This is a genomic window from Agrobacterium tumefaciens (assembly GCA_025559845.1).
Taxonomy (GTDB): domain Bacteria; phylum Pseudomonadota; class Alphaproteobacteria; order Rhizobiales; family Rhizobiaceae; genus Agrobacterium.
Genome location: CP048469.1, coordinates 2334103 through 2351545, shown reverse-complemented (window position 1 = coordinate 2351545; position 17443 = coordinate 2334103). Strand labels below are relative to the sequence as shown.

The following is a 17443-nucleotide window of genomic DNA, read 5'->3' as shown; positions in this document are numbered from 1 at the left end:
GGGGACCACCTTCTTCCCATGCGGTCTGCAACGGATCGTTTTTCATCAGGGAGGATGAAATCATGAATATTCAGGTTCAGCAAAAGGCTGGCGAGGCGCCGTTCAAGCTGAAGTATGGCAACTATGTTGGCGGCAAGTGGGTCGAACCGAAATCCGGCCGCTACATGGATAATCTGTCGCCCGTGACCGGACAGAAGATTTGTGAAGTCCCACGCTCGGATGCGTCCGATATCGAATTTGCCCTCGACGCCGCGCACCAGGCGCGGGAGAAGTGGGGCAAGACGAGCGTGACCGAACGCTCCAACATTCTTCTCAAGATCGCGCAACGCATCGAGGACAATCTCGATCTCATTGCCCGGGCGGAGACCTGGGACAACGGCAAGCCGCTACGTGAAACCACCAACGCGGATATTCCGCTGACGATCGATCACTTCCGTTATTTCGCAGGCTGCATTCGCGCGCAGGAGGGTACGATCGGCCAGATCGACAATGATACCGTTGCCTATCATTTCCATGAGCCGCTGGGCGTCGTCGGTCAGATCATTCCGTGGAACTTCCCGATCCTAATGGCGGCCTGGAAGCTTGCGCCAGCTCTCGCTGCTGGCAACTGCGTCGTGCTCAAGCCTGCCGAACAGACGCCAGCATCCATCCTGGTAGTGATGGAACTGATCGAGGACCTTCTGCCGCCTGGTGTCATCAACATCGTCAACGGCCTCGGCACGGAAGCAGGCAAGCCACTGGCGCAAAGCAACCGCATTGCCAAGATCGCCTTCACCGGCTCCACGTCGGTCGGCAAGGAAATTATGCGTTATGCGGCTGACAATGTAACCAACATCACGCTGGAACTGGGCGGCAAATCGCCGAACATCTTCTTTGCCGATGTCATGGATGAAGACGATGCCTTCCTCGACAAGGCGCTCGAAGGTTTCGCCTTCTTCGCGCTCAACCAGGGTGAGGTCTGCACGTGCCCGTCTCGTGCTCTGGTGCATGAGTCCATCTATGATCGCTTCATGGAAAAGGCACTGAAGCGCGTTGCTGCAATCACGCAGGACGATCCCCTCAGCAACTCCACCATGATCGGTGCGCAGGCTTCGCAAGAGCAGTTCGACAAGATCATGAGCTATCTGGAAATCGGCAAGAAAGAAGGCGCGAAAGTGCTTGCTGGCGGCGACAAGAAATCGCTTTCCGGCAATCTGAAGGATGGTTTCTACATCCAGCCAACGGTCTTTGAAGGCAACAACAAGATGCGGGTCTTCCAGGAGGAAATCTTCGGACCCGTCGTTTCTGTGACGACCTTCAAGACAGTGGAAGAGGCGCTCGAAATCGCCAACGACACCGTCTACGGCCTAGGCGCTGGCGTGTGGAGCCGTGATACCAACGTTGCCTATCGTGCCGGTCGTGGCATCGAGGCCGGCCGTGTTTGGACAAATTGCTACCACGTCTATCCGGCGGGTGCCGCCTTCGGTGGTTACAAGCAGTCGGGCATTGGTCGCGAGACCCACAAGATGATGCTCGATCATTATCAGCAGACCAAGAACCTTCTTGTTTCCTATAGCCCGAACAAGGTCGGTTTCTTCTGATCTCCTCCCCGGGGCCGGCGGCGGTGGTCGCCGGCAAGCTCCCAGGGGCTCAAGGCTCCTGGGAGCCCGGCTCAGACAATTTGAAATCCCTGCCCGATAGAGAGAGGCCGGACACGAAAGTGTCCGGCCTCTTTTACAAATTTCTATGCGTGGTCGCCGTCAAGCGGCGTAGCGGCGCTCATCCTGATGACCGGAGCCAACCGAGAACTGTCCGACCTGTTCGGTCAGGCCGTCGGCCTCGCTGGCCAGCGAGAAGGCAGAGGCAGTGGTTTCCTCGACCATGGCGGCATTCTGCTGTGTGACCTGATCGAGTTCGTTGACGGAGGCGTTGATTTCACCAAGGCGTCCCGATTGTTCGCGCGACGCGGCGGCAATCGCCACGATCTGATCGTTGACGGACTGAATGCGGCCCTGAATCTGCTCCAGGCTCTCGCCGGTGCGCAGAACAAGTGCAACGCCACTTTCTACATCACCTGCCGAGGTTGCGATCAGCTGGGTGATATCGCGGGCCGCGGCGGCGGATTTCTGCGCAAGCTCGCGGACTTCCTGTGCAACGACAGCAAAGCCTTTGCCTGCTTCGCCGGCACGCGCAGCTTCGACGCCGGCGTTCAGAGCCAGAAGGTTGGTCTGGAACGCGATCTGATCGATGACATCGATGATTTGGCGGATCTTGGACGATGAGGTTTCGATCCGTTCCATCGCAACGATGGCTTCCTTCACCACGGCTGTAGACTTGTGTGCGTCCTGCATGGTGTCGGCTGTTGCTTCGACCGCCACGTTGCAACGCTCGAGAGAATTGTTGACGGCCTTCGTCATGTCGCCCAGTGCTGCCGCAGCTTCTTCAAGGGCAGCGGCCTGCCGTTCCGTGCGGCGAGACAGATCTTCCGAAGCACTCTTGAGTTCGCTCGAGCCGGCACGAATGGCGCTGGCGCTGTGATCGATATTGGCGATTGTCGTTTCCAGACCCGCCATCGAATTGTTGAAATCGATGCGCAGATGGTCAAGGGACGGAACAAAGGCTTTCTCGATCCGCAGATCGAGCCTGCCGGCGGCGAGATTGGCGAGACCCTTTGCAAGAGCACTGACAGCTTCTTCCAGCTCCTTGGCGCCTCTCGCCTTTTCCATTTCGCGCTGGGCGCGTTCTTCGTCGAGTTCCTCTCCCTTGCGGGCGGCTTCGTCTTCCATGCGCAGCTTATCAAGGATGCCCTGGCGGAAGGATTCCAGTGCGCGTGCCATTGTGCCAATTTCGTCGCCGCGTGCGACAGCCTTGATCTCGATGTTGTTTTCGCCGCCGTTCAGGCGTTCCATGAGGTTTGCCAGGCCGGTCAGCGGCTTTGTCAGGCCTGCGGAAACGACGATGCCGATGAGGGTCATGGCGGCCAGGACTGCGAGTGTTGCCAGCGTCGCCCAGAAGGCGAGATTGTTGGCAGCGGCGAGAACCTTGCTCTCCTGCTGGCCGATCGCGAGCAAATGCTTTTCGCCGAAAACGGTGACCGGGCGATACGCGTAGAACATGTTGCCAGCAGGTGTGCTTGCGATGACCGTGCCGGCGTTTGCCGAGCCGGACAGGCCCGCCAGGCTTTCGGGCACACGAGCGTCCGCACCGCCGGACAGGACGCCCGCGCGGCGTTTGCCGTCTGCACTCAGAAGAAGCGCATCGTCAATGCTCTTGCCGGTTTCTTCGGGCGTGACGATCGTGCCAACCCGGTCGGCAGATACGCGCATGATCACGACGCCTTTTCGCTGTATCTGTCCCCAGTTCGAAACCGCAAGCGGCATGCCGACGAAAGCAGATTCGTCCGCGCCCTGGCCACTGAACGACGCAGTCGTGATAACGCCGTCTTTGCCTGCCGAGACGCGATCATAAAGATCCTTGATGGGTCTGTTCTGCGGCTCGGAAATATTGGTGAGGAAGTTCTTGCCCTTGGTCACCGAGTAGACAATCAGACCGTTCTTGTCGATTACGTAGATGTCACTGACCTTGGTATTGCGCCAAACGCTGGCAATGGTCCCATTGATGGTTGCGTGCTGGATGGCGTAGAGCAACTTCAATCCGGTGCCGTCAAAAGAGGCGCGCTCTTCTTCAGAAATGCCATCACGACGGAAAGCCTGCACGACTGCATCCAGTTCGCTCGGAATGATGTTGGTCATCGTTTCCGTTGCCTGTGCAATTGCAGAGTTCTGCGACAGTTCGGCAATGCTTTGTTCGACGCGCAATGTATAAGCGTCAAGCTGTTTCGATTGATTTCCTGCAACCGTTTCGAGCCTGATTGTGCTGGCGTCGATCAGACCTGCCTTGCCGATCTGATAGGAGATCAGCCCTACGGACAAACAGGAAATCAAGGTTGCGCCTGTGACCAGCGCTGCAAACTTTGCTTTTATCGACAATGACTTGATCTTGCCATTGGACGGAATCGTGCCGGGCATCGTGTTTTCTCCCCCCTGAAATACGTGCCGGAAACGTCGCAACAATTGTTTACGGACGCGTTAAATTTCGAGGCAATTGTACGACTATATTTCTCTTTTTACGCGAAAATTTCCCGTGTTCCCGTCATGTTGAGGCTTGCATAAAACGGTAAGGAAACGGCGCGAAGCTCCGTTGACGGCACTTGTCGTGGAGGATCGGTGGTGACTGACGAAAATGTTTCGCCAGTGGATGTTGAGAACGGGTTGGACGAGCCGTTTTTCCAGCCGATGCGCTTCCCAGTCGCAGCCCCGGAAAAGCAAAAAGGCGGCATCGGAATGATGGCCGCCTTTCAAATTGTTACCTGATCTTCGATGTCTCAGTCGAACAGACCAGACACAGACTCTTCCTGAGCCGTACGGTTGATGGCTTCGCCCAAAAGGTTTGCCGTTGTGACAACGCGGATATTGTGGGCCGATTGAACGGCTGTGGTCGGCTGAATGCTGTCAGTGATGACGAGTTCGCGAAGCTTCGATGAAGCGACACGGGCAACGGCTCCGCCGGACAGAACGCCGTGGGTGATGTAAGCGGTAACGCTGGTCGCGCCCTTTTTCAGCAGCGCTTCGGCCGCGTTGCAAAGCGTGCCGCCGGAATCGACGATGTCGTCGATCAGGAGGCAGTCCTTTCCAGAGACATCACCGATGACGTTCATGACCTCGGATTCGCCCGGACGGTCGCGGCGCTTGTCGACGATAGCCAGCAGACAGTCGAGGCGCTTTGCCAATGCACGGGCGCGAACCACACCGCCGACGTCAGGCGAAACCACCATGACGTTGTTGGTGTCGTAGTGTTCCTTCACGTCGCGCGCCAAGATGGGGGCGGCGAAGAGGTTATCGGTCGGAATGTCGAAGAAACCCTGGATCTGGCCAGCGTGAAGATCGAGCGTCAGAACGCGATCAGCACCCGCTTCAGTAATCAGGTTGGCGACAAGCTTGGCGGAAATCGGTGTGCGGGGGCCGGCCTTACGGTCCTGGCGGGCATACCCGAAATAGGGAAGAACCGCCGTGATGCGCTTAGCCGAGGAGCGACGCATGGCATCGATCATGATGAGCAATTCCATCAGATGATCGTTTGCCGGGAAGGAGGTGGACTGGACGACAAAAACGTCCTCACCACGTACGTTTTCCCCGATTTCTACGAATATTTCCTGGTCAGCAAACCGCTTTACAGTGGCATTTCCTAGAGGAACGTTGAGATACTTGCAGATCGCTTCGGCGAGGTGCCGGTTCGAATTGCCTGCGAAAACCTTCATTGCGGCCGCCTGTTTCCATGCCATCGCCTATGGTCCGGGATAGGTTTTCCGTGACCAAGCGTCGTTCAAGGGGAGGAATACCCGGCCGAAAGACCTTTGCCGGACACGCCCTATTGCCATGCGCGCCTTAATAGCGCTGTTGCCTCCGATTGCAAGAGGACTCCATGCTTTCCCAATGATTTTCGTGAAATCTTTGCGACTTGTCCGGTTTTACTGCCTCATCCCCGCTGTGCTTGCTTCCATGTGACATATTCATTCAGCGTTTTTGCCGCGATATCCTGCATCACACGATCACTGACGGCCGACCATGGATCAGTGCCTTTGCCAGGTACTGTTTCCTGGCCCTGAAGCCTGTGCAGGCGCGCACCATTCGCATCGAGAACATCCCAGACATAAATGACATTGACCTTGCTGCCATCAGCGAAGGCGGAGAAGTATCCTTTCAGGATATTGTCGGCGGAGTTGTCGTTCGAGGCGCGGATTGTCAGACCCTTGGCACGTGCTTCTGCACCGAGCTGGCGCGACAGCGGTGTTACCGCCTGTACGGGAGCGCCTATAATGGGCAGAAAGCGAATGGAATCGCCGGAGGAACCGGAAGGAGCGAGCGAGGCCGTCTGTTGCGGTTGCTGCTGGGGAGGGCTCTGGTCGACTGGTTGGCCATATTGATTGCCGTTGGAGAGCGCCTGTGCCTGAGCCTGCAGCGTATTTTGTGGCGCATAGGAGCGAACTGAGCTGGATGTCGCTGGTGAACCGGCTGGTGCCCTGTCTGCGGCGGCGGCCATCTGATCAAGGTCGCCCTGGGTCACGGGTGTGGACCCGCTTTGGCCAATATCGACCTGCGGTGTCAGGGCTTCCGTCGTGTTGCAGGCCGACAGCATGAGGGTGAGCGCCGGGATGACGAGAATGAGCCTCGTTCGGCTCATGCGATGTTGCCTCTCATGTTCCGCTCCATATTCTTCCAGGGTGCGGCAATGTATGGCGGGTTCTCCCCTCCTGTCAAACACGCTGGTTTACCAGGTCAAATGGCCGGTTGTGGAGTAAGACTCACGCCGTAAGAAGGTCGAGGCTGTGGCGTGACAGCGGCTCCGGGGCGCCGTCCGTCGTCAGATATGTCTGGCCTAGCGTCATCGCGTAGCCCGAGTCGGAATCCATCACGATCATGTGCACAAACAGTGTCATGTCTTTCTGAATTTCCTGTGGGTTGCCTGCCTGAAACATCTGATGCTCCATCCAGGACGGCGAAAAACGGGTGCCGAGCGAGTAACCGCAGGTATTGAGGCGGTGTCGGGTGAGGCCGCGTTCATCCATGACACGGGCATGCATGTCGAAAACTTCGCCGAATGTGCTGCCGGGACGCAGGATTTCTTCGATCGCCGTCAGATTTTGCAGGCAGGCGCTGTAGAGCTCCTTCTGCCGGAAATCCTGCTCGCCTATCAGTACCGTTCGCAGCATGGCCGTGTGATAGTGAGCGCTGACTCCTGCCCACTCCAAGGTCAACTGATCCGTGGTATCAAGCTTGCGGCGGCCAGACTTGTAGCGGCAGAGCAGAGCGTCCGCGGCAGAGCCAATGACAAATTCGTTGGCGGGGTAGTCGCCGCCGCGTGCCAGGATCGCGCCTTGCATCGCTGCCAGAATGTCTGCTTCGTCAGCGCCGGGCGCGATGATTTTCATCGCGGCATCAAGTGCGTCGTCGGCCATATCGCCGGCCCGTTTTGCATAGACGATTTCCGCCGGGCTTTTGACGAGACGAAGTGTGCTGACGAGATAGGAGGCATCGACAAGCTGACCGAAGCTGGCGAGCTGATTGTCGATGAGGCGTGCGACACGCCCGGTCATACCGTGAGTGTCGTATTCGATACCAATCCGGGCGCCGAGCAGATCGAGATCGCTCAGCAGATTTTTAAGGTCCAGCGTCGGGTCAGCGTTGGGCCTGTCGACCCAGATCAGAATGTTTTCGATGGTGGAGGTATTGCGCGCCTGCCTGAGATCTGCTGCCCGTGTGAGGAGCGTCATGGAGCCATCGGACTTCACGACAAGCGTCTGGAAAAAACAGTAGCCGAAGGTGTCGTAACCGGTCAGCCAGTACATGCTTTCCTGCGCAAACAGTAGCATGGCATCCAGCTTTTCTTCCGCCATCTTCGCGGTCAGCCGTTCGCGACGCGCCTCGAATTCCGAGGGCTCGAAATGCAGGGCCATATTAATCCTCCACAACAGCGATAGCAGAAATCTGCCGTCCGTAATCCGGTTCGGCGCGATGGGTGGTGCGGCGATAGGAATAGAATCGCTCTTCGTCGGGGTAGGTGCAAAGACCGAGATTTTCCGCCCTGACACCTGCCTTGATCAAGCGGTCGATGGTGAACTGTTTAAGGTCGAAAAAGGCATGGCCGGCTTTTTCTGCAGCGGAGAAATAACGTTGGTAATCGGGATCGACGTCGGTAAAGCGCGTCACATATTCCGGCCCGACCTCATAATTGGCCTGGCTGATGGACGGACCGAGCGATGTGATGATGCGTCCGCGGTTTGCTCCAAGCCGTTCCATGGCGCTGATGGTGTTTTCCAGAACGCCAAACAGCGCACCTTTCCATCCGGCGTGGGCTGCGCCAACCACACCCGCCTCGGCGTCGGCAAAAAGAATGGGGCCGCAATCGGCGCTCAACACGCCGAGAACCACGCCTGGTGTCGCCGTGACCATGGCGTCTGCCTCCGGGCGATCGCCTGCGTAGCTGTCATCCACGACGACCACATCGGGAGAATGGACCTGGTGGACGGTCGCAAGTTTTTCTGTCGGCAGGCCAAACCATTGCGCAACGCGGCGTCTGTTTTCCTTGACCCGTTCCGGCTCGTCGTTCGAGCCGAGGCCGACATTCAGACCTTCGTAAATGCCTGCCGAAACCCCGCCATAGCGTGTAAAAAAGCCGTGGCGAACCTTGTTGCCGGAGAGGGACGAAAGCAGGGGGCTCTGGATCGGGAGCGGCAGCGTTTCGTTCTGCATGGTCTTGGAATTCCTTGGAGAATGTCGCTGTTTTGCAGTGGGAATGCGGTAAGCGAGATGTTTCCTGTCGGCAGGGCTAAGGTGGATTTGATGCCATTCGCCTGCTTCGTTTTACAGGCAATGGTGGCCCAGACCCGTTCGTCGTGTCAATCCACCGCGCGAAACGGCATGAGATGAAGTGCAGGGCTTGAAACGGCGATCACCTTGAAAAGTTCCCCCATTTTGCCTGCTCCTTCGCCGGCGAGACGATTGACTGCTTCAGCGATCGCGAGCGTCTGATCGGGGTCCGCCTTGGCTGCCAGTGCCGAGGCACGCTCCTTCAGGCCTAGCCCGTACAGGAAGTCTCCCTGACGCAGACTGCCGTTGACATGGACGCCGTTTGCCTCTGCTGTTTTGACGAGGCTTTCGAAATCCACATGGCTCGTGAGATCGGCTTCGCCGGGGTGGGCTAGCACCGGGTCGAAGGCGTGATGGCGCATAGCCTGCAGCGTGTCGCCATAAGCTGAAACCAGATGGCCGTAGTCGATCGCGAGTGCCGTGCCGCCGTGCGTGGTCAATCGCTGGCAGATTGCCGTCATCACCGCTTCGCGAGCAGGGGATATCTCGACGATGGTTCCAATCGGCTGTCGTTCGGGAAGGGGCGGCAAGAGGGCAGGGTCGATACCTGCAACACCTACCGAGAATACCAGATCGTCGTCGGCATCCAGGCTCACGACGCGCTCACGAAAACCCTGTGGCGTCCTGACAAATTGCCGGATTGGAATGGCGTCGAACAGTTCATTGGCGACGAGCAGCAGAAAACCGTTCGGAACGGCATCGAAACTCTCGTGCCATGTCAGCTTGCCGGTGTGACCGGAAAGCGTTTCCTTCTGGATGGCCGTCAATCTTGGACTGGTTTCCACGAGATGGATCTGCATCGTCTCGTAAAGAGGTGGGGCGATACGGCGAATGACGCGCAATATGTCGGACATCATCGTAGCGCGTCCGGGGCCGATTTCGACCAGCTTTGCCTCGGCAGGCGCGCCGTGGCGTTGCCAGGCATGCACCACGAAAACGCCGATCATTTCACCAAAAAGCTGACTGACCTCCGGTGAGGTTATGAAATCGCCTGAGCGGCCGAAAGGCTCTCGGCTTTTGTAATAACCGTGTTCGGGATCAGCGAGGCAGAGCGAAAAGAAATCTGTGACGCTCAAAGGCCCGTTGAGGCGGATCATAGATTTGATGCGACGCGCAAGTGGTGTGCTCATAGCAAGGCATCCCGGTTACGCGCGGCCTGCGGCACTGCGGGCGCGAACGACTGCCCACAGTCCCAGCAGCACCATGGGTGTCGAAAGTACCATTCCCATGGTCAGCCAATTGCCTGCCAGATAACCGATCTGGGCGTCCGGTTCGCGGAAAAATTCGACGAAAATACGCGAAAGAGCATAACCTGCGACGAAGATACCGGTCACGGTGCCGGGAGCTTTCAATGCCTTGAACGCGTAGATTGCCAGAGCCAGTACAGCGGTCATAAGCAAGCCTTCGAGACCCGCCTCGTACAGTTGGCTCGGATGGCGGGCGAAAGGGCCGCCTGTTGGAAAGACAACGGCCCATGGAGCGTCGGAAATACGGCCCCACAACTCGCCGTTGATGAAATTGGCGATGCGGCCGAAAAACAGGCCGATGGGGGCGACGGCGGCGACGATGTCGAACATGCTCCAGACCGGAATGCCGTTCTTGCGCGCAAACAATATCATCGCGATGGTGGTGCCGATTAGCCCGCCATGGAAAGACATGCCGCCGTTCCAGATCTCGATTGCTCTGATCGGATTGGCTGCGACGGAGGAAAGATCGTAAAACAGGATGTAGCCGATGCGCCCGCCCAATACGATGCCAGCGGCAGCCCACAGGATGAAATCATCGAGATGCTGCACGGTTACTGGTGAGTTGTCTTTTTGCCAGAGATGATTGGTGCGGCTCAGTCGGCGGGCGTAGGACCAGCCGAGCATGATGCCGACGACGTAAGCAAGCCCGTACCAGTGGATCGCGACGGGTCCGATGGAAACGGCCACCGGATCGATATCTGGGAACGGCATAATGGCAAGTAGGGCTGCTGCGGCTGACAATCGTATATTCCGTCATCGTTGCTGTTACTGACAACAGATTGGTTCCATTGCCTCAAGGTTTCCGGCCATGACGGCCGTTATCCGGAGCGAGGAAAATGGCGATTGAAGTGGCGGTGGTCAAGGTGATTTTTGCAGCCTGTCCGGGCGCCATTTGTGACGAGGAAAGGTGCCGGATTGTGCGATTTTGCTTGCAAGGTGGCGGTCGAGTGCCTACCTGAAACATATCAACCGGATGGAGCGGAAAGCTCTTTTAACCGACGAAGGAACTGCGCCATGAGCACGACGGGCACCAACCGTTTTCTGGATGAATTTGCCAAGCTGATGACAGACGCAGCCGGCGCTGCGCAGGGCATGCGTAAGGAAGTCGAATCCGCATTTCATGCGCAGGCGGATCGCTGGCTCAATAGCCTCGACGTCGTAAAGCGCGAAGAATTCGAAGCTGTGCGCGAAATGGCTATCCAGGCGCGCGACGAAAATGACGCCCTGCGCGCCCGCATCGAGGCACTCGAAGCAAAACTCTCGACCTCGACCGACTGACACGGTTAAGGCTCTCAGATTCTGATGGAAACCGGATTCGCGCAGCGGGTCCGGTTTTTTGTTGCGCGCTTGTCCCGTGACGGTCTGCATCAGGTGTCATTTTCGAAACCGGGACGGGAAATTTCCGGCCTGTGGACACATGCAAAAAACACAATTGTCAGAGTCGGTTATGACTCTCGCCTGAGGCAATGCGGGAGAAGATATCCACTGCTCAAAAAGCAAAAATGGCCTTCGAGGGGTGGCAGTGGGACTCGCGCATTATAGACTGATTTTAAATGATGATTCGAAACGAACCTGGTAAGCTCCAGACAGGGTGACTGCGTAATTCTGGTGGTGTCGGGCAATCGTCTCAAATGTTGAATCCGGTTTGTATGTGAGTTTTGTGCCCGGCGTTCAAAACGTAACATCGATTCCGGCTGAGAAGGTGCCGCATGAGCCTGATGGAATTTGAAATTGAGCGTCAGTCCAATCCAGTGGACATGATCGAGATCGTTGCCGCGACGAACGACTGGTCGTTCGAACGCTCTGGCGAGGATGAAATTGCCATGACGGTAGCGGGTCACTGGGCCGACTACCATATCTCCTTTTCCTGGATGGAGGAGTTCGAGGCGCTTCATCTTGCCTGTGCATTCGACATCAAGGTGCCCGAGCCACGCGTCAATGAGGTTATTCGCCTGCTTTCGCAAATCAACGGTCAGGTGCTCATGGGGCATTTCGACCTGTGGCGGCAGGAAGATGTGGTGATCTTCCGTCAGTCGCTTCTGCTCGCTGGCGGCGCGGAGCCCAACAACCAGCAGGTTGAGGTGCTGCTTTCCAGCGCGCTTGAGTCCTGCGAGCAATATTATCAGGCATTCCAGTTCGTCGTCTGGTCGGGACTGGACGCCAAAACGGCAATTGAAGCCGTTATGTTCGAGACCGTTGGAGAAGCGTAATATGGTGTACAAGGCTTCGGGGCCGCTCGTTCTGGTCGGAGCGGGCAATATGGGCGGCGCAATGCTGACCGGCTGGCTCAAAAAAGGTGTGCCCGGATCGCAAGTCATCGTTGTCGACCCACGCCCCTCCGACGCCATGAGAACGACGATCGCCGAGGCTGGCGCGCTGCATAGCGAAAGCGCACCGGAAGGCGTGACAGCGGGTATTCTGTTCGTTGCCGTGAAGCCGCAACTGATGGACAGCGTGCTGCCAGCGTTGAAGTCACTCGTCGGTCCGTCCACGGTTGTCGTTTCAATCGCGGCCGGAACGACCATCAGCACCTTCACTTCTTATTTCGGTGACGTGGCTGCTGTCAGAGCCATGCCAAACACTCCAGCGATGGTTGGCCGTGGCGTCACGGGCGCTTATGCCAATGCTGCGGTTACGCCAGCTCTGAAATCCGTGGTCGATGGGTTGCTGAAAGTCAGCGGACCCGTTGAGTGGGTCGATGCCGAGAGCGATATCGACGCGGTGACGGCAGTTTCGGGTAGCGGTCCAGCTTATGTCTTCTATCTCGTCGAGTGTATGGCCGAAGCTGGTCGCAAAGCAGGCCTGCCTGCCGATGTGGCAATGCGTCTTGCGCGTGAGACCGTTGCCGGGGCAGGGGAATTGCTGCACCAGGCCACGGAAGAGGCGTCGCGCCTCCGCCAGAACGTGACTTCTCCGGGTGGTACGACTGCTGCGGCACTGTCCGTCCTGATGGCGGACGACGGTATGCAGCCCTTGTTCGACAAGGCGGTTGCAGCCGCGAAAAAACGCGCCGAAGAATTGGCCGGCTGACAAGGTACAGATATGAGCGGTGAAATTTCCTATGCCGATTTCGAGAAGGTCGATATCCGTGTCGGTACGATCATCGAAGCCGAACCTTTTCCGGAAGCGCGCAAACCGGCCTTCAAGGTGAAGATCGACTTCGGACCGGAAATCGGCATCAAGAAATCATCGGCACAGATCACCGTGCACTATACGCCGGAAAGCCTGATCGGTCGGCGGGTGCTGGGCGTGGTAAATTTTCCGCCGCGGCAGATTGGTCCCTTTCGCTCGGAAGTTCTGACCCTCGGTTTTGCCGACAAGGACGGTGCCATCGTTCTGGCAGGCGTCGAGCGCGACGTGCCAAACGGCGAGAAAATGTGCTGATCACGGCTTGTCCGGCCTCGATCCTCGGATAAGCGGATCAGGCCGGAATTTTCACGATGACGCGCAAGCCGCCCATCGCGCTGTCACCCAGTGTGACTTCGCCGCCATGGCTACGCGCAATATCCCTGACAATGGAAAGGCCAAGTCCCGTTCCCGAAGCATTGAGATTACGTGCTTCGTCCAACCGGAAAAACGGTTTGAAGACATCTTCGCGTGATTGCTCGGGAATGCCGGGACCGTCGTCATCGAACGTCATGATGATCGAGCGTGGCGCCTTGCGAATATCGATATGAAGGCGGTTGGCATAGCGCTGCGCATTGGCGGCCAGGTTAGCAACAAGGCGGGACAGCGCATTTGGTCGCGCGACGACATTCTCGACGTTGTAAAGTTCGTAGCTCAGGGTTTTGCCGTGCAGCGCAAAGTCGTGCTTGGTCTTTTCCAGAAGCGGAACAAGCGCCAGCGTGCCGACATTCTCCTCCACGTCGGTCTGCGCAAATGTCAGATAAGCTTCCAGCATGGACTGCATATCCTCGACGTCGTTGTCCAATCCTTCAAGGTCGGGATTATCGCCGGCCAGGGCCAATTGCAACTTGAAGCGTGTCAGGATGGTGCGCAGGTCGTGGCTCACGCCGTTCAGCATAGCCGTTCGCTGCTCCATCTGGCGTTCGATGCGCTCGCGCATGAGGATGAAAGCGAGACCCGCTCGCCGGACTTCATCTGCGCCGCGCGGTGAGTAAGCGCTGATTTTCTGGCCCTTGCCGAAGCTTTCGGCTGCAAGCGCCAGCGACTCGATCGGTTTGATCTGTCCACGCAGGAACAGGATGGAAATGGCGATCAGCACCAGCGATGCACCGACCATCCAGACAAGGAAAATATGGGTGTTGGATGCGTAGGCCTGGCTGCGCCGGGTGAAGACCCTCAGTGTCTTGTCTTCAAGCTGGATGCGAATCTCAACGAGCGAGCCATTGCCATAGGTGTCGATCCAGAACGGCTTGCCGATTTGCTGGGTCAGCTGGTCTGCCAGAATCCTGTCGAGAATGGAAAACAGCGGTTCGGGTCTTGGTGCGGGCAGATCGGATTTGGGCTCAATATAGACGCTGAGGTCGAGCTTATCGCGGGCGATCCGGATGACGCGCTGATAGTCGTCCTCTTCAGGGTCCGTCTGCAGCAATTCGATGATGGCCGAGATGTCGCGGGTAACGGCAGCAGAAAGGCGTTCCGTGACGAGCTGCCAGTGACGCTCCATGAAAACAGCGGCCACGACCCCCTGCAGCAGGATCATCGGCAGGATGATGATGATGAGCGAGCGGGTATAAAGCCCGGTTGGTAGCCAGTGGCGAACCAATCTGCCGAAGGAACGCCAGCTTCTCGCGATGCCGCTGTTCTTGACGGTGGTGAGAAAATCGAGGCTTGCCATGTTTATGCGCCCGTTTTCGCTGTTGCGAGGTTCAATCTACGCTCAAGCGATAACCGATACCGCGTACGGTTTGCAAATAGACAGGGTTGGCGGGATCATCCTCAATCTTGCGGCGCAGGCGATTGATCTGCACGTCGATCGTTCGCTCGCCAACATCGGATTCTGCCTCGACCAATTCATGTCGCGGTATCGTTTCTCCGGCGCGCAGGGCAAAGAGCAGCATGATCTCCTGCTCGCGATCCGTGAGACGGATCGATTCCGCTCCACGTCGCAATTCCTTTTTGGGAATCGAGAAATTGAAGGGGCCGAACATTATCTGTTCGATCTTCGGCGTATCCGGTGATGTGTTTCGCCGCAGGATATTGTTGATGCGCAAGACCAGTTCGCGGGGATCGAAAGGTTTGGCGAGGTAGTCGTCAGCGCCAGCTTCCAGACCGGCAATGCGGGCGTCGGCTTCAGAGCGTGCCGTCAAGAGAATGACGGGAACGGACTTGTCCTCGTTCAGGGACCGAGTAAGCGACAGACCGTTTTCACCGGGCATCATCACGTCGAGAATGAGCAAGTCGAAACGAATGCCCAGCATCTTGCGGCGTGCTTCGGCCGCATCGGCTGCAACCGAAATGCGGTAACCTTTGTCTCCGAGAAAACGCTGCAAGAGATCGCGGATGCGGGCATCGTCATCGACGATCAGCAGGTGAGCTGCATCGTCTTCCGCGGGAGGGCGTTTGGTCGGAGATGTCGCCATGGTTATTCGCTTTCCAATGGAACCCCTTCAAGGGGTGTCGGGCTTCGCATCTGCGCCAAAAATTTCCGCACGCAGTCGCGCGCATCGGGGCCAAGGCCTTCCAGTGCGCGATCGATACGACGTGATTGTGGTTCGCTGAGTGCCAGTGCAAGCTCCCGTCCGGTGAGGGTGGGGTAGAGCCGGCGCTGACGACGATCTTCCGGGCCTGCCATCTGGCGAATATAGCCATCGTCAATGAGCTGCTTGAGAACGCGCGCAAGGCTTTGCTTGGTGATCTGCAAGGTATCCAGCAAATCTGCAACTGTCATGCCAGGCTGTCTGCTGACGAAATACACAACACGATGGTGTGCCCGCCCGTATTCGAGCTTGGAAAGAATGACATCCGGATCGGAGACGAAGTCGCGGTAAGCGAAGAACAGTGCTTCTATCGTGTCGAAATCGATCTTCCCGTCATCAACCTTCGGAAGTGCAGGTGTCTGCTTCGTGGCTGCGTTCTTGAGCGATTGCGGTGGCACTGCTGTTCCTTCGTTGTCTGCGGCTGACTCACGTCCATGCGCCAATATTTTGTAAACATAGCCGAAAACGTGCCCGCTCGGGAGGATGTCGCCGATCATTTTCTGTTGCGCTGGATAATATGGTGCGGGTCGGGGTGCAACCGGAATCCTGCTGCGAAGCGATGGCAAAAGAAAAGAGCGCGGAAATCCGCGCTCTTCTCGATAGGTCTGGCGATTTTTGTCACGCCTTGCCTTGCCGTTACTCGTACACGTAGACAATGCGGCGAGTCCCAGGTTCGACCAGAACCGGAACATCATTCACCCGCACATAGCTATACTCGTAGTCCGGGATCGTCATGAGCTGCGTATTGGGCGGCAAAGTCGAGCCGACAACGACGTCACCATCGACACGCACCACGTCAGCCGGATGGCTATCCATGTAGGTGATCACCGTTTCAGGTGGGGTGATGGCATCGACATCAGCCACGCGACCAAGATTGGGGTCGCCGGGGTTCGGTTCAGCCTGAATGCTCGAGGTCTTTTCATAGGTGACAACGGGCACGTTTAGATCGCTACGGCGCTCTTCCAGAATGACAGGCGAGCCCTCATACATCACGTTGAGATAGTCGGCATGCGCCCAGCCTCTCATACCGTTCACCTCAATACGACACCAGGCGCTGCTCTCGATGCAGCCATCAAGCACGGCATTGCTGCCACGGGTAGCAAGACCCAGTTCTGGATAGTCTTCGCCAGGGCCAGAACGCACGGAAATGTCGGATGCGGTTGTGGCGACCATGGCGGCATTTGCGTAACCGGCCATGAGCGCAAAAGCGCTGCCGGCTATGAGTAGTTTCAGCTTTTTGTCCATGTGTCTCACTCCTTTTAAGACGGGAGCTAAACGTCAGAACGGTCCGTCCGTTCCAAGATTTTTTGTGCAGCCGGTATCTGAAAACGTTCTGTTAGGGCCGTCCTCACTGATTTCCAACGCCAAACAGCGTTCCAACGAATGCGGTCGTTGCATTGTGCCGGGCAGGACAGCGCGTTATAGAAAACTGGATTTTTTGGGTGCCGGAGACGATAACATGGGAAAACTACAGGCAGGCATTATTCCTGTTACGCCTTTTGAACAGAACTGCACTGTTCTTTTCGATCAGGACACCAAGGAGGGCGTCATTGTCGATCCCGGCGGGGATGTCGATGTTATTCTCCAGGTTGTTGCGGAAAACGGCATCACGTTGAAAGAGATCTGGCTGACGCATGGTCACCTCGATCATGCCGGCGGAGCCAAGGAACTCAAAGAGAAGCTCGCTCTTGATATTGTTGGCCCGCACGAAGACGACCGTCCGCTTCTTGAGCGAATTGAGGCGCAGGCGGAGAAATACGGGATCAGCGGTCTGCAAAACGTACTGCCGGACCGATGGCTGAATGACGGCGACCGGGTATCCTTCGGCGATCATCTGTTCGAGGTCTATCATTGCCCTGGCCATGCGCCAGGCCATGTCATCTATTATAATCGTGACCAGAATTTTGCGCATGTCGGAGACGTATTGTTCTCCGGTTCCGTCGGTCGCACCGATCTGCCGGGTGGCAACCATGACCAACTGATTGCATCCATTCGCGACAAGCTTCTGCCGCTTGGCGATGAGGTCGGGTTCATTTGCGGTCACGGACCGGGTGGGCGCCTGGGTGAAGAACGCCGTACGAACCCCTATCTTCAAGGCATTTGAACCTGAAGTTGTTTTGGCAGCGCA

Annotated in this window: 18 protein-coding genes; 7 read left to right on the top strand and 11 right to left on the bottom strand. The window is 57.2% G+C overall.

All coding sequences use genetic code 11. From position 1 onward, the window contains the following. Positions 1–62: 62 nt before the first annotated feature. Positions 63–1580 carry an aldehyde dehydrogenase gene (locus FY156_11965; protein UXS02125.1) on the top strand — a complete coding sequence of 506 codons (1518 nt, stop codon included), beginning with the start codon at positions 63–65 and terminating at the stop codon, positions 1578–1580. Positions 1581–1739: 159 nt separating this feature from the next. Here FY156_11965 and FY156_11960 read toward each other — a convergent pair whose 3' ends face one another. Beyond that, positions 1740–4007, bottom strand: coding sequence for a methyl-accepting chemotaxis protein (locus tag FY156_11960; protein UXS02124.1), 2268 nt, complete (start codon positions 4005–4007; stop codon positions 1740–1742). Between the two features lie 201 nt (positions 4008–4208). Between FY156_11960 and FY156_11955 the strand changes: the two genes are divergently transcribed. Beyond that, entirely contained in the window at positions 4209–4352 is a 144-nt protein-coding gene (locus tag FY156_11955) for a hypothetical protein (GenBank protein ID UXS02123.1), read from the top strand. Positions 4353–4363: 11 nt separating this feature from the next. Here FY156_11955 and FY156_11950 read toward each other — a convergent pair whose 3' ends face one another. The 6 genes from FY156_11950 to FY156_11925 all read right to left on the bottom strand — a co-directional run bounded on the left by FY156_11950 (position 4364) and on the right by FY156_11925 (position 10363). Beyond that, the gene (locus FY156_11950) at positions 4364–5296 is read right to left on the bottom strand and encodes a ribose-phosphate pyrophosphokinase (protein ID UXS02122.1); all 933 of its coding nucleotides are present in this window, start codon (positions 5294–5296) and stop codon (positions 4364–4366) included. A 218-nt stretch (positions 5297–5514) separates the two neighbouring features. Beyond that, positions 5515–6219: a hypothetical protein gene (locus tag FY156_11945; protein ID UXS02121.1), complete on the bottom strand. Its 705-nt coding sequence runs from the start codon at positions 6217–6219 to the stop codon at positions 5515–5517. 121 nt (positions 6220–6340) lie between these two features. After that, the gene (locus FY156_11940) at positions 6341–7492 is read right to left on the bottom strand and encodes an aminopeptidase P family protein (GenBank protein UXS02120.1); all 1152 of its coding nucleotides are present in this window, start codon (positions 7490–7492) and stop codon (positions 6341–6343) included. A 1-nt stretch (position 7493) separates the two neighbouring features. Beyond that, positions 7494–8288, bottom strand: coding sequence for a peptidoglycan editing factor PgeF (gene pgeF / locus FY156_11935; protein UXS02119.1), 795 nt, complete (start codon positions 8286–8288; stop codon positions 7494–7496). A gap of 146 nt (positions 8289–8434) precedes the next feature. Beyond that, positions 8435–9535: a class I SAM-dependent methyltransferase gene (locus FY156_11930; protein UXS02118.1), complete on the bottom strand. Its 1101-nt coding sequence runs from the start codon at positions 9533–9535 to the stop codon at positions 8435–8437. Between the two features lie 15 nt (positions 9536–9550). After that, a complete protein-coding gene (locus FY156_11925) occupies positions 9551–10363 on the bottom strand; it encodes a prolipoprotein diacylglyceryl transferase (GenBank protein ID UXS03130.1) in 813 nt (270 codons plus the stop codon). Positions 10364–10666: 303 nt separating this feature from the next. Between FY156_11925 and FY156_11920 the strand changes: the two genes are divergently transcribed. From FY156_11920 to FY156_11905, 4 genes are all read left to right on the top strand, one after another. Further along, a complete protein-coding gene (locus FY156_11920; GenBank protein ID UXS02117.1) occupies positions 10667–10930 on the top strand; it encodes an accessory factor UbiK family protein in 264 nt (87 codons plus the stop codon). A 431-nt stretch (positions 10931–11361) separates the two neighbouring features. Continuing rightward, complete coding sequence (locus FY156_11915) at positions 11362–11862, top strand: hypothetical protein (protein UXS02116.1); 501 nt, start codon at positions 11362–11364, stop codon at positions 11860–11862. A gap of 1 nt (position 11863) precedes the next feature. Then, positions 11864–12682, top strand: coding sequence for a pyrroline-5-carboxylate reductase (locus FY156_11910; GenBank protein ID UXS02115.1), 819 nt, complete (start codon positions 11864–11866; stop codon positions 12680–12682). Positions 12683–12694: 12 nt separating this feature from the next. Next, positions 12695–13036: a tRNA-binding protein gene (locus FY156_11905; protein ID UXS02114.1), complete on the top strand. Its 342-nt coding sequence runs from the start codon at positions 12695–12697 to the stop codon at positions 13034–13036. Between the two features lie 37 nt (positions 13037–13073). Here the strand turns inward: FY156_11905 and FY156_11900 are convergent, their stop codons facing one another. The 4 genes from FY156_11900 to FY156_11885 all read right to left on the bottom strand — a co-directional run bounded on the left by FY156_11900 (position 13074) and on the right by FY156_11885 (position 16560). Further along, positions 13074–14453, bottom strand: coding sequence for a HAMP domain-containing protein (locus FY156_11900; GenBank protein UXS02113.1), 1380 nt, complete (start codon positions 14451–14453; stop codon positions 13074–13076). A 31-nt stretch (positions 14454–14484) separates the two neighbouring features. Next, a complete protein-coding gene (locus tag FY156_11895) occupies positions 14485–15198 on the bottom strand; it encodes a response regulator transcription factor (protein UXS02112.1) in 714 nt (237 codons plus the stop codon). A gap of 2 nt (positions 15199–15200) precedes the next feature. Then, on the bottom strand, positions 15201–15713 hold the full coding sequence (locus tag FY156_11890; GenBank protein UXS02111.1) for a MarR family transcriptional regulator: 513 nt from the start codon (positions 15711–15713) through the stop codon (positions 15201–15203). A 238-nt stretch (positions 15714–15951) separates the two neighbouring features. After that, positions 15952–16560, bottom strand: a complete 609-nt coding sequence (locus FY156_11885; protein UXS02110.1) for a DUF1236 domain-containing protein — start codon at positions 16558–16560, stop codon at positions 15952–15954. Between the two features lie 214 nt (positions 16561–16774). On the opposite strand from FY156_11885, the gene FY156_11880 reads away from it, so the two are divergent. Next, the gene (locus FY156_11880) at positions 16775–17419 is read left to right on the top strand and encodes an MBL fold metallo-hydrolase (protein ID UXS02109.1); all 645 of its coding nucleotides are present in this window, start codon (positions 16775–16777) and stop codon (positions 17417–17419) included. Positions 17420–17443: the final 24 nt, after the last annotated feature.